Here is a 14,851-nt window from a genome sequence, read left to right as displayed (position 1 = left end):
CAGTCCATCCAACCAGGCTCGGGAGCGCTGTCAACGGTCCGGACGGGGAGGAAGTTTAGGAAGGATACTGCGGGTGGGAGGGTCCTGTCGTCGTCGGTAAGACCAGCTCGTCCGTCCGGCCGATGTCGGCGAGTTCGACCGCGTCACCGTATCGGCCCAGCGCCACCAACGCGGCTCCGGTGGCGCCGATCTCCGGGTTGCGTTGGTGCGACACCGGTCGCGGCGCGAGCGCGGAGGCGAACGCCTGCCGCCACCACACCGAGGCGGCCACCGCGCCGCCGCCGAGCACCACCTCGACTGGTTTGTCGATGGTGGACTCCAGCACCGTCAGGTCCTCGGCGACCAGCTCGCACAGACCCTGCATCAGCCCGGCCAGGATGTCCACGGCGGTGGTGCCGAGGCTGAGCCCGCGCACCTCGCCGGTGCCCGCCGGGGCCAGCCCTGGCGCCCGGTCGCCGCCGAAGCGGGGGTCCGCCGGCCGCCCACCGCCCGCCGGCACCAGCGCCAGCGCCGCGTCCAGGTCGGCGCCCCGGGGCAACCGCAGCTCCCGGTCGGCCCAGGCGAACAGGCTGCCGCCGCTGGAGTACGCCGCCCCGGTCACCACGTGGTCGTGGTCGACTCGATAGCGCCACAAGCGTTCGGGCAGCCGTGGCAGCGGCATGCCGACCGGGACCCGCTGCATCAGTCGTACGGCGGCGGAGGTGCCGACCGTGACCGCGGCGCGGCTCGGGTCGACACAGCCCGAGCCGACGTTCGAGGCCGCGCCATCGCCCACCGGCGGCGACCACCGAGCCTCGGCCAGCTGCGGCCAGCGGCGGGCACGGTCGGGCCGTAGCCGGCCGTGCCATTCCAGCTCGCCCAGGGGCGGCAGCTCCTGCGGTCGCGTACCGGCCAGCGCCAGCGCCTCGTCGTCCCAGCGCAGGTTGCCCAGGTCCAGCAGGCCGGTGCCGGAGGCCTGGGAGACCGACATGGGCGCCGCGTCGAGCAGCTCGCCCAGCACGTACTCGGTCAGGCCGACGAACCGGGTGATCGGGGTGCCGGACATCTCGCGCAGCCAGGGCAGCCGCACCGACCAGTAGGAGCGGTGCCACCAGCAGCCGGTGCGTTGGTGGAAGTCGTCCGGGTCGGCCGGCCCGGGTGCCCCGTCGAGCGGCGCCGGCCGGGTGTCCAGCCAGGTGATCACCGGGCCCAGCGGGGTGCCGTCGCGGTCCAGCGGGAGCACCGAGTGCCACTGCGCGGAGACGGCCACCAGCTCGATCTCGCGCAGGTGCCCGCCCTCGGCCAGCTCGTCCAGGCACTCGATCAGGCAGGCGAGGTAGGCGGGACCGGAGAGGGTGCCGGTGCCGTCGTCGCCGAGGGCGAGGTTGACCTTCCGCCGGGCCAGTGCGTCGGGCAGCGGTTGGGTGTCCTCGTCCAGCACCAGCCCACGTACCGAGGAGGTGCCCAGGTCGAGCGCGAGAATGTTCATCGCCGGTCAAGTTACCCGGTACCGGGCGTGCCGGAACGCTGGTCCGGCCGGGCGCACCGGTACGCCCGATCGGCTACCCGGGCGGGCGGTGGGCGCGTAGGGTGGATCGCATGCTCGCGCACCTGACCTGCTGGTGGCCCGCCAACCTGGCGGCCACCTACCGCGCGTAGCTCCATCCACGCGGCCGCCATCGAGGCGGCCGCCGGATCTCCCGGCCCCGATGGCCGCCCCACCCGGCGGCGCCCGGCCCGACGGAGACTCCGATGACCCACCTGACCGACCTGCTCGCCGCCGTCGTCCGCGGCGTCGACCCCGGCCCCTTCGCGCTGCTGCGCCGCGAGGGCGCCGACGACCTGGAGCTGTTCACCGGCCCGGTCGACGCCGTGGACCAGCTGGCGGACATTCCGCTGCCACCCGGAATGCCCGGGGCGCGGACGCTGGCCATCGTGCCCTACCGGCAGATCACCGAACGCGGGTTCGCCTGCGTCGACGACGGCGCCCCGCTGGAGTGCCTCCAGGTCCGCGAGCACCACCGGATCGCCCTGGCCGACGCGCTGGCCGCGCTGCCCGACGAGCCGGTGCGCGCCGTCGACGCCGCGTTCGACGTCACCGACGAGGAGTATGCGGGGACCGTGCAGCGGGTGCTGGCCGACGAGATCGGCCGTGGCGAGGGCGCCAACTTCGTCATCCACCGCACCCTGCACGCCACTGTGCAGGGCCCGCCGCTGGTGGCCGCGCTGGCCGCGCTGCGCCGGCTGCTGGTCGCCGAGCGCGGCGCCTACTGGACGTTCGTGGTGCACACCGGCGCCCGGACCCTGGTCGGCGCCAGCCCGGAGCGGCACGTCAGCGTCGACGACGGGCTGGTGATGATGAACCCGATCAGCGGCACCTTCCGGCCCGCCGGCGGCGCTTCGGACCGGGCGGCGCTGCTGCGCTTCCTCGCCGATCCCAAGGAGGTCGAGGAGCTGTACATGGTGCTCGACGAGGAGCTGAAGATGATGGCGACCGTCGCCGAGCACGGCGGCCAGGTGATCGGCCCGTACCTCAAGGAGATGTCACACCTGGCGCACACCGAGTACCTGCTCGCCGGACGGGGCACCCGCGACGTGCGGGAGGTGCTGCGGGAGACGATGTTCGCCCCCACAGTGACCGGCAGCCCGATGGAGAACGCGTGCCGGGTGATCGCCCGACACGAGCGCGTCGGCCGGGGCTACTACGCGGGTGTGCTGGCCCTGCTCGGCCACGACGACGCGGGCCGGCAGACGTTGGACGCGCCGATCCTGATCCGTACCGCCGAGATCTCCCCCACCGGCCGGCTGCGGGTGCCGGTGGGCGCCACCCTGGTCCGGCACTCGACGGCGGCCGGCGAGGTGGCCGAGACGCACGCCAAGGCGGCCGGGGTGCTGGCCGCGCTCGGTCTCGGCCCGGCGGCGCCCGGTGGCGGCCGCGGGCCGGTCGCGCGGCTGGCCGACGATCCGGCGGTACGCGACGCGCTGGCCGCGCGTAACGCCCCGCTGGCGCGGTTCTGGCTGGACCAGCGGGCACCGGACGCGCCGGGGCTGCCCGGGCTGGTCGGCCGCCGGGCGCTGATCGTGGACGCCGAGGACACCTTCACCGGGATGCTGGCCCACCAGCTGGGCGCGTTGGGTCTGGTGGTCACGCTGCGACCGTGGCACGCCAGCGGCCCCCTCGACGCCTACGACCTCGTGGTGGCCGGGCCCGGACCGGGTGACCCGGGCAGCCCGGACGCGCCGAAGATAGTGGCGCTGCGGGGGCTGCTGACCGGGCTGCTGGCCAGCGGCCGGCCGACGCTCGCGGTGTGCCTCGGCCATCAGGTGCTGGCCGGGCTGTTGGGGCTGCCGCTGCACCGTCGGGAGGCGCCGTACCAGGGCTTGCAACGAGAGGTGCCGCTGTTCGGGCGCGCCCGCCGGGTGGGCTTCTACTCCACGTTCACCGCTCGTGCCGGGGCGGACCGGCTGGACACCGCGTACGGGCCGGTGGAGCTGGCCCGGGACGCGGGCGACGGCGCCGTGCACGCCCTACGCGGGCGCGGCTTCGCCGGGGTGCAGTTCCATCCGGAGTCGGTGCTCAGCCCGGACGGGCTCGCCGTGCTGACCGAGCTGCTGGGCGACCTGCTGCCGGCGCCCCACCCGGACGAGCTGTCCGCGGCCGGGGGGCGGGCATAGTCACCCCGCGCGGGGGTACGGCTGACATCGACCGGCGGTGCGGACGGGCCGAGAGCCCCCGCCCGCGCCGCCGGTCCCCGCGTCGGTCAGCCGGTCCCGCCTCGGTCAGCTGGCCAGGCCCTTCTTCAGCGCGGTGCCGATCTGCACCGCCCGGCGGGCCGTGAGCGCGGCGGCGCCGAGTGCCACGCTGTCCGGGGCGATCTCCCCGTTGTTGCTGGTGTGCGAGGCGCCGTACGGGTTGCCGGCGATGAACTGGCTGGTGTCGGTGTAGCCGGGGGTGACCACGATGCCACCCCAGTGGTAGAAGACGTTGAAGAGTGAGGTCAGCGTGGTCTCGTGGCCGCCGTGCGCCGTCCCCGTCGAGGTGAAGCCGGAGTAGACCTTGTTGGCCAGACCGCCCTGGGACCAGAGCGGACCGGTGGTGTCGATGAACTGCTTCAGCTGGGCGGCGATGATGCCGTACCGGGTGGGCGCGCCGAGAATCGCCACGTCGGCCCAGGCCAGGTCGTCGACCATCGCCTCGGGCACGTCCTGGGTTTCCAGTTGGTGCGCCTGCCAACCCGAATTGGAGCGAATCGCCTCGTCCGGCGCCAGCTCGCGTACCTTGCGCAGGCGCACGTCGGCACCGGCGTCGCCGGCGGCCTCGCACACGGCCTGCGCCATCTGGTACGTGGTGCCGGTGGCGCTGTAGTAGATCACCGCTACCTTGGTCTGGGCAGCCATCAGATGTTCCCCTTCTGTCTGAGTCAGCTCCGGCGACTACCCGTTGCTTGCGCCGTCAAACGGCATCCGGCCCACGCTGCCCCGCCGACGGCGGGCTCAATTTTTCCGCAAGTTACCGGGCGTGCCAGCCCCACGGCGGGCACGGGACGCGATCCTGGTCCCACTGGTGCCGACGGGAGCATCCGCCGCCGGGCGCCTGAACGGGGGATCGCGCTCCGCCGGCAACGGGGCTGGCGTAGCGCGGTCAGGGGCCTGTGGCCCGGTCACGCCCCGTTCAGCGGACCAGGGCCGCCATCAGTCGCTCCAGCTCCGCCGCCGGGTCGTTGGTGAGCCCGGTGTGCACCGGCCCGGTCTGGATCATCGTGCTGCGCGGCGCGGCCAGCCAGTGGAACCGCTCGCCGAGCCGCATCCGGGCCGCCGGCCCGTCACCGGCGCAGGTCCGGTCCCAGGAGTCCAGCACCTCGGCCACCGCCGGCAGGTCGAGGTCCGGCGCCAGCGCGCGGACCCGGTCGACGTCCAGGTGCGTCCGCGCGGACAGGAAGTCGAGCTGCTGGCAGTAGAGCAGCACCCCGACGTTGATCTGCTCGCCGCGCTCGATGCGGGGCACCAGCCGGATGACGGCGTACTCGAATGGTCGCCTCATGCCGCGTTCCCCTGCGGCAGCCAGTCGGCGGTGCGGGCGACCCGGGCGGACAGGTGCGCCAGGTACGCCTCCCGCGCCACGTCGGCCGAGTCGAAGTCGGCGGCGGTCAGCCACTCCTCCGGCACCAACGCCAGCACCTCGGTGAGCAGCTCCGGGGTGACCCGTGGTGCCAGCTCGGCGTCGGCCTCGGCCAGTCGGGAGGCGTGCGGCGCCAGCACGTGGTCCTCGCCCCGGTAGGCCCGGTGCACCGCTGCGGCGGCGCGCGGCCAGTTGTGGTGGAAGTACAGGGAGGCACCGTGGTCGATCAGCCACAGCTCCCGGTGCCAGACCAGCAGGTTCGGGTTGCGCCAGCTCCGGTCCACGTTCTCCACGTACGCGTCGAACCAGAGCACGCGCGAGGCCAGCATCGGGTCGACGGGGTGCGCGACCGGGTCGAAGCCCAGCGCCCCCGGCAGGAAGTCCATGCCCAGGTTGGCGCCGCCGCTGTTGCGCAGCAGTTCCTGCACCTCCTGGTCGGGCTCGGCCCGCCCGATCACCGGGTCGATGTCGAGCACCACCAGCGGCGGCACCCGCAGCTCCAGCCGGCGGGCCAGCTCACCGCAGATCACCTCGGCCACCAGCGCCTTGGGCCCCTGCCCAGCGCCTCGGAACTTCGCCACGTACGTGCCGAGGTCGTCGGCCTCCACCACGCCGGGCAGCGAGCCACCCTCGCGGAGCGGGGTGACGTAGCGGATAGCGGTGACCTGGCGGAGCACGTCGCCCACCCTACTGTGATCGCCGGCCGCGCCCGCCGACAGTGTCGCGCGCGACCACGTTCACCGAGCGTGGGCCGGAGAGTCGTCGCCCACGCTCGGTGAACGAAGCCTCTGGCTCAGTCCAGCCTGTCCCGCAGGTCGTCGACCTGCTGCTGGAGGCGGTTCACCGCGCCCTCGTTGTTGAGGAAGGTGGTGATGCCCGCGGCGAGGCCCAGGCCGATCAGCACCGCCAGGATGCTGAGCACCAGGCCGCCGATGGCCACACCCCGGCCGGTCACCCCTGGTCGACGCGCCATCTTCAGCCCGACGATGCCCAGGATGATCCCGATGATCCCGAGCACCAGGCCGACCCAGGCCAGGATCGCGGTCAACACGCTGATCAGCCCGGACACCCCGAAGACCAGAGCGAAGGTGGCGGCCGCGCTGGTCTTGGCGCCGGTGCCCTGCCGGGACCGGGCTGGTGCGCCAGTACCCCGGGCCGGTTCGCTTGCGGCAGTCATGACACTCCCTTCTGCGCGCGGCGCGCGCACTTCCGGTCGGCCGATTCCCCACTGCGCCGGCCGTTATGCCCCCGGCTGTGACCCGGGCTGCGGGCATGCGGGGTGTCGTGTCGACCCGGGCGTCGGTGGGTGGCCCTAGGCTGGCGGCCCGGCAACCGGAAGGAGCGCGTCCATGCCCGTCGACCTCAGCGCGGCCGACGCGTTGGCGCTGCGGATGACCAGTCTGCTGCTGCGCCCGCATCCGACCACGCGACCCGACAGCGTCGCCGAGGTGGTCGAGTGGTTCGGCGCCATGCAGGCGCAGGACCTGGCCAGCGGGCTGTGGTCGCTAGGCGCCCGGTTGCCCGGGCGGACCGTGGCCGACGTGCAGGCGGCCCTGGAACGGCGGGAGGCGCTGCGCACGTGGCCGATGCGGGGCACCGTGCACCTCGTTCCGCCCGCCGACGCGCGCTGGATGCTGGAGGTGACCGGCGTCCGGTCGCTGGCCGGCGCGGCGACCCGCCGGGCGCAGCTCGGGCTCACCGACGCTGACGCGGACCGGGCGGTGGACGTGCTCGGCACCGCGCTGGCCGGCGGCGGCCGGCTCACCCGGGCGCAGTGTCTGGCCACCCTCCGCGCGGCCGGCCTGGACACCGACAGCCAGCGCGGCTACCACCTGCTGTGGTACGTCAGTGTGCGCGGGGTGACCTGCCTGGCGCCGAACGTCGGCACCGACCAGACCTTCGCGCTGCTCGACGAGTGGGCGCCCGGGCCGCGCCGCCTGGATCGGGAGGAGGCCCTCGCCCTGCTCGCCCACCGCTACGTGCGCGGGCACGGGCCGGTCACCGCCCGCGAGTTCGCCGGCTGGACCGGCCTCACCCTGACCGACGCGCGGCGCGGGCTGGCCGCCGCCGGCGACGCGCTGACCGTGGTGCGGGTCGACGGCGAGGAGATGTACGCCGACGTGGCGTTGGCCGACGCGCCGCGCACGCCGGTCGACGACGTGCTGGTGCTGCCCGGCTTCGACGAGTACCTGCTCGGCTACCGGGATCGCGCGCTGATGCTCGATCCCGCCCACCAGGCGGCCGTCGTGCCGGGCAACAACGGCATCTTCCAGGCCACCGTGGTGCGGGCCGGCCGGGTGGTGGGCCTGTGGAAGCGGCGCATCACCCGGGCCGCGGTCACTGTGACGATCCAGCCGCTGACACCGGTGGACGCCGGTGAACGTGGCCGGGTGGAGCGAGCCCTGGGGCGGTACGCCGACTTCCTCGGCCTGCCGCCCCGGGTCGACTGGCCGGCCTGACCGGGGCGCGCCCGGCGTCAGTCCTCGGCCGGGCGGGGCGATCGCGGCCGGGCCGCGGTGAGCAGCTCGACGACCCGGGCCACCCGCGGATCCGCGCGGATCTGCGCCACGGTCGCCGGCAGCGGCAGCCGCCAGTTCGGATACTCGTCCACCGTGCCCGGCATGTTCGGCTGGCGCACCTCGCCCAGCACGTCGTAGAGGGAGACGCCGAGCAGCCGGGTCGGGCTGGCCGCGAGCGCGGCGTGCATCGCCACCACCACCTCGCCGTCATCCGGCCGGGCCGGCTCCCCCGCGCCGTCGCTGAGCGGGGCGGACCCCTGCGCCGCCGGGTCGTGCGCGCCGGCGCCGGCCTGCGGCACCGCGCCGGCCGGACCTCCCGCATCGGGCAGCAGCGCCTCGGCGCGCAGCATCGCCAGCAGCTGCTCCCGCTCCGCGACGGCGCGTGCCCGCTCCACCGCCACGTCGGTGCTGAGCAGTTTCAGCTCGTCGCGTACCCGGACGTGTTCACCGGTCAGGAACCCGGGCGCGGTCGGCAGGTCGTGGGTGGAGATCGTGGCAAGCGCGTTGCGCGGCCAGCGCGCCGGCGGGACGAAGCCGCCGTCGTCGTCCCGGGCGAACCACAGCACGGTCGAACCGAGGATGTTGCGCCCGCGAAGCCCCCGGGTGACCGCCGGCTGGACGGTACCGAGGTCCTCGCCGACCACCACCGCTCCGGCCCGGTGCGCCTCCAGCGCGAGGATGCCGAGCATCGCTTCGGCGTCGTAGCGGACGTAGGTGCCCTCGGCCGCCCCGGCGCCCGGCGGCACCCACCACAGCCGCCACAGCCCCGCGACGTGGTCGACCCGCAGCCCACCGGCGTGCCGCAGGGTCCGCCGCAGCATGTCCCGGTAGGCCGCGTACCCGGTGTCGGCGAGCCGGTCCGGCCGCCACGCGGCGAGGCCCCAGTCCTGGCCGAGCTGGTTGAAGTCGTCCGGCGGGGCACCGACCCGCACGCCCTGGGCCAGCACGTCGGCGAGCTGCCAGCCGTCCGCACCGCCCGGGTCGATGCCGACGGCCAGGTCGTGCACCACCCCGACCGGCATCCCGGCCGCCCGGGCCGCCGCCGTGACCGCGTCGAGCTGCTCGTCGCAGAGGTGTTGCAGCCAGGCATGGAACACCACCCGATCGGCGAGCTGACGGCGCTGCTCGGCGACCGCCGGGGCGTCCGGCTGGTGCAGCTCCGCGGGCCAGGCCCGCCAGTCGTTGCCGTGCCGCTCGGCCAGCGCGCACCAGGTGGCGAACGTGGTCAGCGCCGGGTCCGCGGCAAGGTCCACCGGGTGGGCGTACGGGTGCAGCAGCTCCAGCGCGTGCCGCTTGGCGGCCCACACCTCGTCGTAGTCGATCAGGTCGCCGCGGTCGGGGCGCAGCGCGTCGACCACCGCCCGGGTCGCCGGATCCGCCGCCCGGTACGCGGCGGTGTCGCTGACCCGCAGGTAGAGCGGGTTGACGAAGCGTCGGCTGGCCGGCGAGTACGGCGACGCGGCCACCGGGTGCGCCGGCCCGACCGCGTGCAGCGGGTTGAGGAGCACCAGCCCGGCACCGGTGGCACCGGCCCAGCCGGTGAAATCGGCGAGGTCGCCGAGATCGCCCATGCCCCAGGAGCGTTCCGAGGTGAGCGCGTAGAGCTGGAGCATCCACCCCCAGGTGCGCGGCGGCACGGGCAGCCGACGGGGCACCACCACCAGCGTCGCCTCCCGGTCGGCGCAGGCCAGCCGGTGCCAGCCCAGCGGCAGGTCCGCCGGTAGCTCGCCGTCGACCGCGCGACGACCGCCGTCCTCCAGGGTCACCGCGCCCGGGCCGGGCAGCGCCCGACCGGTGCCGTGGGTGAGCACCACCGTCGCCGGCAGGGCGGCCCGGTCGACCGCGCGGGCGGCGGTGAGCGCGTCGGCGACGGCCGCCGGGCTGGTGGCGTCGACGCCGAGCAGCCCGAGCACGCCGACGACGGTCTCCGGCGCGACCTCGACTCGGCGGTGCCGCCAGTCCTCGTACCAGGTGGACACGCCGTGCGCGTTGGCCAGCGCGGCCAGTCGTCGGTTCATCCGTACCCCGCTTCACGACGCGACCTGCGACCACCTTGCCACGGCCGTGCGCGCGGCGCAGGACATGACGGGGCCGGCGGGCGAACCCGCCGGCCCACCACGATGGACGCCCGTTCAGTCGGCGAGCGCGCCGGCCGCCCGGCCCTCGTGCAGCGTGAGGTTACGGCCGTTGGTCGGGTCGAACAGGTGGATCTTTTCCAGGTTGAACCAGACCCGGCGCGACTGCCCCTCGGCCACCGGCGACTCGGCCGACAGCCGGGTGACCAGGTTGCTGCCGGCGCCGCTGAAGTCGGCCGCGCCGGCGTCGGCGGCCAACTCCTCCAGCTCGGCGGCGCTGGCCCGCTCCCCCTCCACGGTGAAGTAGACGTACTTGTCCGAGCCCATCGACTCGACGATCTCCACCGGCGCCTCGAACTCCAGGCCCCGGCGGCGGGTGTCCTCGTCGACGAGTTCGGCATCCTCGAAATGCTCGGGACGGATGCCGAGGATCAGCTCGCGTGGCGCGTCGGCCGCCTCCAGCTCGCGGCGGACCCGGTCGCCGAGCGGCACGTCGCCCAGCGCGGTACGCAGCCCGCCGTCCTGCACGGCGGCGTGCAGGAAGTTCATCGACGGCGAGCCGATGAAGCCGGCCACGAAGAGGTTGCGCGGGTGGTCGTACAGCTCCTGCGGCGGGCCGACCTGCTGGACCGCACCGCCGCGCATGATGACCACCCGGTCGCCGAGGGTCATCGCCTCGGTCTGGTCGTGCGTGACGTAGACGGTGGTGGTGCCGAGCTGCTTCTGCAACCGGGACACCACGGTGCGCATCTGCACCCGCAGCTTCGCGTCCAGATTGGACAGCGGCTCGTCCATCAGGAACGCCTTCGGCTGCCGGACGATCGCCCGGCCCATCGCCACCCGCTGGCGCTGCCCGCCGGAGAGGTTCGCCGGCCTGCGGTCCAGCAGCGAGGTCAGCTCCAGCACCTTCGCCGCCTCGTCGACCTTCTGGTTGATGGTCTCCTTGTCCAGCTTCGCCAGCCGCAACGGGAACGCCATGTTCTCCCGCACGGTCATGTTCGGGTACAGCGCGTACGACTGGAACACCATGGCGATGTCCCGGTCCCGGGAGGCCTTGTCGTTGACCCGCTGGCCACCGATGCGCAGCTCGCCGGAGCTGATGTCCTCCAGCCCCGCGATCATGTTGAGGGTGGTGGACTTGCCGCAGCCCGAGGGTCCGACCAGGATGACGAACTCGCCGTCGGCGATCTCCAGGTCGACGTCCTGCACGGCGACGGTCCCGTCCGGGAACTTCTTGCTCACCTTGTCGAGCACGATGTCAGCCACGACTACTCACCTATCCCTTGACTGCGCCGGAGGTCAGGCCGGACACGATGCGGCGCTGGAAGAAGAGGACGAACAGGATGATCGGAACGGTGATCACGACGGCGGCGGCGCAGATCGCCCCGGTGGGGTCCTCGAACTGCGACTCGCCGGTGAAGAACGACAGGGCGACCGGCACCGTGCGGGCGCGCTCGGTGGAGGTCAGCGTGATGGCGAACAGGAAGTCGTTCCAGCAGAAGATGAAGACCAGGATCGCCGTGGTGAACAGCCCGGGCGCGGCCAGTGGGGCGATCACCCGCCGAAACGCCTGCCCCTGGGTGGCGCCGTCCATCTTCGCCGCCTTCTCCAGGTCCCACGGGATCTGCTTGAAGAACGCCGACAGCGTGTAGATCGCCAGCGGCAGCGCGAAGGTGATGTACGGCAGGATCAACCCGGGCCAGGTGTCGAAGAGGCCGAGCTGACGCTCGATCTCGAACAGCGGCGACACCAGCGACACCTGCGGGAACATCGCGATCAGCAGGGACACGCCAACCAGCAGCCCCTTGCCGGGAAAGTCCAGCCGGCTGATCGCGTACGCGGCCATCGCGCCGAGCACCACCGCGACCAGCGTGGCGATCAACGCGATGCCGATCGAGTTGATCAGTGCCCGGACGAACTGGTCGGTGTCGAAGATCGTCCGGTAGTTGTCCAGCGTCCACTCCCGGGGGATGAACTTCCCGTCGGTGAGGGTGGCCGGCGTCTTGAACGACAGCGACGCGATCCACAGCACCGGGACCAGCGCGAAGACGACCACGAGGACGTCCAGGAGACCCCAACGCACCCGGGCTCGGGTGGTGGTTTCGGTACCGGTTGCCATGTCAGCGCCTCTCCCCGTCGTCGCTGCCCGGGGCAGCGGTGCCGAACAGCTTCACGAAGACGAAGGCGATGATCGCCACAGTGATGAAGATCAGCACCGACATCGTCGACCCGATGCCGAGGTTCAGGCCCCGGATCAGGTTGTTGTAGGCGAGCATCGAGACCGAGGAGGTCTCGTTGCCACCGGCGGTCAGCACGAAGATGTTGTCGAAGACCCGGAACGCGTCCAGAGTGCGGAACAGCAGCGCGACCAGGATCGCCGGCTTCATCACCGGCAGCATGACCTTGGTGAACCGCTGCCACGCGGTGGCGCCGTCGGTGGAGGCGGCCTTGAGCAGGTCCTCCGGGACCAGCGCCAGCCCGGCCATCAGCAGCAGCGCCATGAACGGGGTGGTCTTCCAGATCTCGGCGAGCATGATGATCGCCAGCGAGCTGGCGCGCTCGGTGAGCGGCGCCCCGTCGCTGAACAGGTTGGCCAGGTAGCCGGTGCCGGGCGTCCAGGCGTACCGCCAGGAGAACGCGGCGACGACGGTGACGATGCCGTACGGGATCAGCGCCGAGGTCCGCACGATGCCCCGCCCGACCAGCGTGCGGTGCATGATCAGCGCGAGCCCCATGCCGAGCACCAGCTCGACGGCCACGGTGACCACCGTGATCAGCATGGTCACCCCGAACGCGGTCCACCAGAACTCGTTGCTGAGCACGGTGACGTAGTTCTCCAGCCCGATGAACTGGCGCTCGTCGGGGAAGCGCAGGTCGAAGCGCTGGAGCGACAACCAGACCGAGTAGATGATCGGGTACGCGGTCACCGCGACCATGACGAGCGCGGCGGGCGCGCAGAGCAGCCAGCCGAGCTTGCGTTCGGCCTTCTTGTTCTCGCTCAGCGGCGGCGGCTTGCGACGGCCGGCGCGCTGGGTGGGGACGGTGGCGTGCCGGCCGGTGGAGCGGGTGGTCTCCTCGGCGGTCACGTCCGCACCGGTCGGCGTGGCATTGATGCTCACGGGAGGACCCCCTTGGACTGGAGGGCGTCGGCGATGGCGCCGCGCAGCTCGTCCGCGGTCTGCTGCGGACGGATCGCCGACGGCGGCGACAGGATCGCCGACATCACGGTGGAGATGCTCTGGTAGGCCGGGGTCAGCGGGCGGGTCGCCGGCTCCTTCAACTCCTCCAGGATGGTGTCCTTCATCGGGTACGCCTCGGTCATCTCCGGCTCGTCGTAGACGGCCTCGATGGTCGGCGGGACGCCGTCGTTGATGGCGGAGAACTTCTGGTGCTCGGCGTCGCGGATGCACCGGGCGGCCTCAAAGGACAGCTCCGGGTGCCTGGAGTAGGAGCTGACCGCCAGGTTCACCCCGCCGATGGTGACCTTGCTGGGGGTGTTCTCGTCGACGCCCGGGATCCGGGCCCAGCCGACCTGCTTGGCCAGCTCGGGGTTCGCCTCCTGCAGGGCGGGATAGACGAACGGCCAGTTCACCTGGAAGGCGCCCGCACCGGACTGGAACTCCAGCCGGACCGGGTCCTCGATGGCGTTGGTGAACGACGGCGAGGTCACGCCCGACGTGGCGAAACGCTGCAACTGCTCCAGCGCCCGGACCGTGCCGGCGTCCATCACGGCCTGCGTGCCGTCGTCGTTGAGGATCTTTCCGCCGGCGCTCTCGGCCAGGGTGTTGTAGAGGACGACCAGGCCCTCGTACTGGGCGCCCATGGTGAGCACCTGGTACGGCTTACCCTGGTCCTTGAGCTGCTGGGCCGCGGTGATCATCTGGTCCCAGGTCTTCGGCGGCTGCGGCACCAGGTCCTTGCGGTACCAGAGCAGCTGGACGTTGGTGTTCTTTGGCGCGGCGTAGAGCTTGCCCTCGTAGCGGGCGGTGTCCAGCGGCCCGGTGAGGGTGCCCTGCTCGACCTCGGCCTTGTCCTGGCCGGTCCACTCGCGGATCCAGTCGGCGCTGGCGAACTCCTGGGTCCAGGTGACGTCCAGGCCGAGCACGTCCATCCCGGTGTCCTCGGCGGCCAGCCGGCGCACCATCTGCACCCGCTGTTCGTCGGCCTGCCGGGGCAGGACCTGGTAGGCGATCTCGTACCGTCCCTGGGCCTGCGCGTTGCAGTCGTCGACGACCTTCTGCAGATTCTGCTCCGGCGGGTAGTACAGGTTGATCGTCGGTGGGCCACCAGCGTCACCGGAACCGCAGGCGGCCATGGGCGCCACCAGCGTCAGCGCGGCGGCTGCCGCCACCGCGCGCACCCGTGGTCGCCGTCGACGTCGGGCCTCGTCAGGGTCGCTCATCACCCCTCCCCTCTTGTCGGCCAGCAGCCGGGGGAAGGCACCGTGCCCCGGCGCACGGCGAGACGATCGGGGCGCAGGACCAGCGGCGCGGCACCCCGGACGTTTCGTGGCCTTCACACTGCCCGAGCTGGGAAGCCGCGAAACCTGACGCCGGTGGGACACCGCCAACCTGACCCGGTGTGCGCACCGTCACTCCGACAGCCCGGCGCGCTCGGCGGCTGGGGATCCGGCATGCTGTGTCGGTGATCGCACGCTTCAACTGGATTAGCGAGGAATCCTGGCCCTTCAGGGCCGGGAGGAATCGCGTCACGGACCGGGACGTTTCTGTTCTTTGATGTAGTCCTTGATCACTTCCAGTGGGGTGCCGCCGCAGGACGCGGCGAAGTACGAAGGGGACCGCAGGTGCCCGTGCATGATGTGCCGGTTGATCCGGCCGGTGAACTCCTTGCGTAGGTAGTGCGCCGAGACGCCCTTGAGTCGGTTGGCCAGCGTGGAGATCGGCAGCTTGGGCGGGTAGTGCACGAGCAGGTGGACGTGGTCGTCCTCGCCGTTGAACTCGCGCAGCTCGGCGCCCAGGTCGGCGCAGACCTGCCGCATGATCTGTTCGCAGTGGGTGAGCATCGCGTCGTTGAGGACGTCCCGCCGATACTTGGTGATGAAGACAAGATGTACGTGCAGGTTGTAGACAACGCTTCTACCGCTGCGAATATTCGGGTCCGGGGTCCATCGTGGTGACATAGATAAGATGAGACGGTGT

Annotated in this window: 13 protein-coding genes; 2 read left to right on the top strand and 11 right to left on the bottom strand. The window is 72.5% G+C overall.

Annotated features, from left to right (window positions below):
* Positions 1-55: 55 nt before the first annotated feature.
* Positions 56-1,468: an FGGY family carbohydrate kinase gene (locus tag BUS84_RS00285; RefSeq protein ID WP_074307748.1), complete on the bottom strand. Its 1,413-nt coding sequence runs from the start codon at positions 1,466-1,468 to the stop codon at positions 56-58.
* 263 nt (positions 1,469-1,731) lie between these two features.
* Between BUS84_RS00285 and BUS84_RS00280 the strand changes: the two genes are divergently transcribed.
* Positions 1,732-3,654: an anthranilate synthase family protein gene (locus tag BUS84_RS00280; protein ID WP_074307746.1), complete on the top strand. Its 1,923-nt coding sequence runs from the start codon at positions 1,732-1,734 to the stop codon at positions 3,652-3,654.
* 105 nt (positions 3,655-3,759) lie between these two features.
* Here the strand turns inward: BUS84_RS00280 and wrbA are convergent, their stop codons facing one another.
* From wrbA to BUS84_RS00260, 4 genes are all read right to left on the bottom strand, one after another.
* A complete protein-coding gene (gene wrbA / locus BUS84_RS00275) occupies positions 3,760-4,377 on the bottom strand; it encodes an NAD(P)H:quinone oxidoreductase (protein ID WP_074307744.1) in 618 nt (205 codons plus the stop codon).
* Positions 4,378-4,651: 274 nt separating this feature from the next.
* Positions 4,652-5,020 (bottom strand): DUF3037 domain-containing protein, encoded by a 369-nt coding sequence (locus BUS84_RS00270; protein ID WP_074307742.1) that lies wholly within the window; start codon positions 5,018-5,020, stop codon positions 4,652-4,654.
* Positions 5,017-5,775 (bottom strand): HipA family kinase, encoded by a 759-nt coding sequence (locus tag BUS84_RS00265; RefSeq protein WP_074311811.1) that lies wholly within the window; start codon positions 5,773-5,775, stop codon positions 5,017-5,019. Before BUS84_RS00265 ends, BUS84_RS00270 begins: the two co-directional genes overlap by 4 nt.
* 116 nt (positions 5,776-5,891) lie before the next feature.
* On the bottom strand, positions 5,892-6,275 hold the full coding sequence (locus BUS84_RS00260) for a hypothetical protein (RefSeq protein ID WP_074307740.1): 384 nt from the start codon (positions 6,273-6,275) through the stop codon (positions 5,892-5,894).
* Between the two features lie 172 nt (positions 6,276-6,447).
* Here BUS84_RS00260 and BUS84_RS00255 point away from each other — a divergent pair, with 172 nt between their 5' ends.
* Positions 6,448-7,557 carry a winged helix DNA-binding domain-containing protein gene (locus tag BUS84_RS00255; protein WP_074307738.1) on the top strand — a complete coding sequence of 370 codons (1,110 nt, stop codon included), beginning with the start codon at positions 6,448-6,450 and terminating at the stop codon, positions 7,555-7,557.
* Between the two features lie 17 nt (positions 7,558-7,574).
* Here BUS84_RS00255 and malQ read toward each other — a convergent pair whose 3' ends face one another.
* The 6 genes from malQ to tnpA form a co-directional block, all read right to left on the bottom strand.
* Positions 7,575-9,635: a 4-alpha-glucanotransferase gene (gene malQ / locus BUS84_RS00250; RefSeq protein ID WP_074307736.1), complete on the bottom strand. Its 2,061-nt coding sequence runs from the start codon at positions 9,633-9,635 to the stop codon at positions 7,575-7,577.
* Positions 9,636-9,749: 114 nt separating this feature from the next.
* Complete coding sequence (locus tag BUS84_RS00245) at positions 9,750-10,958, bottom strand: ABC transporter ATP-binding protein (RefSeq protein WP_074307733.1); 1,209 nt, start codon at positions 10,956-10,958, stop codon at positions 9,750-9,752.
* Between the two features lie 10 nt (positions 10,959-10,968).
* On the bottom strand, positions 10,969-11,811 hold the full coding sequence (locus tag BUS84_RS00240; RefSeq protein ID WP_074307730.1) for a carbohydrate ABC transporter permease: 843 nt from the start codon (positions 11,809-11,811) through the stop codon (positions 10,969-10,971).
* Position 11,812: 1 nt separating this feature from the next.
* Positions 11,813-12,811, bottom strand: coding sequence for a carbohydrate ABC transporter permease (locus BUS84_RS00235; protein ID WP_074307729.1), 999 nt, complete (start codon positions 12,809-12,811; stop codon positions 11,813-11,815).
* Positions 12,808-14,094, bottom strand: a complete 1,287-nt coding sequence (locus BUS84_RS00230; RefSeq protein WP_143728115.1) for an ABC transporter substrate-binding protein — start codon at positions 14,092-14,094, stop codon at positions 12,808-12,810. Before BUS84_RS00230 ends, BUS84_RS00235 begins: the two co-directional genes overlap by 4 nt.
* Positions 14,095-14,400: 306 nt before the next feature.
* On the bottom strand, positions 14,401-14,832 hold the full coding sequence (tnpA, locus tag BUS84_RS00225; protein ID WP_074307725.1) for an IS200/IS605 family transposase: 432 nt from the start codon (positions 14,830-14,832) through the stop codon (positions 14,401-14,403).
* Positions 14,833-14,851 lie beyond the last annotated feature (19 nt).

The sequence above is a fragment of the Micromonospora cremea genome, assembly GCF_900143515.1.
Classification (GTDB): Bacteria; Actinomycetota; Actinomycetes; order Mycobacteriales; family Micromonosporaceae; genus Micromonospora; species Micromonospora cremea.
The sequence above is the reverse complement of the archived record's forward strand: the minus strand, read 5'-3'. Positions and strand labels throughout refer to the sequence as shown.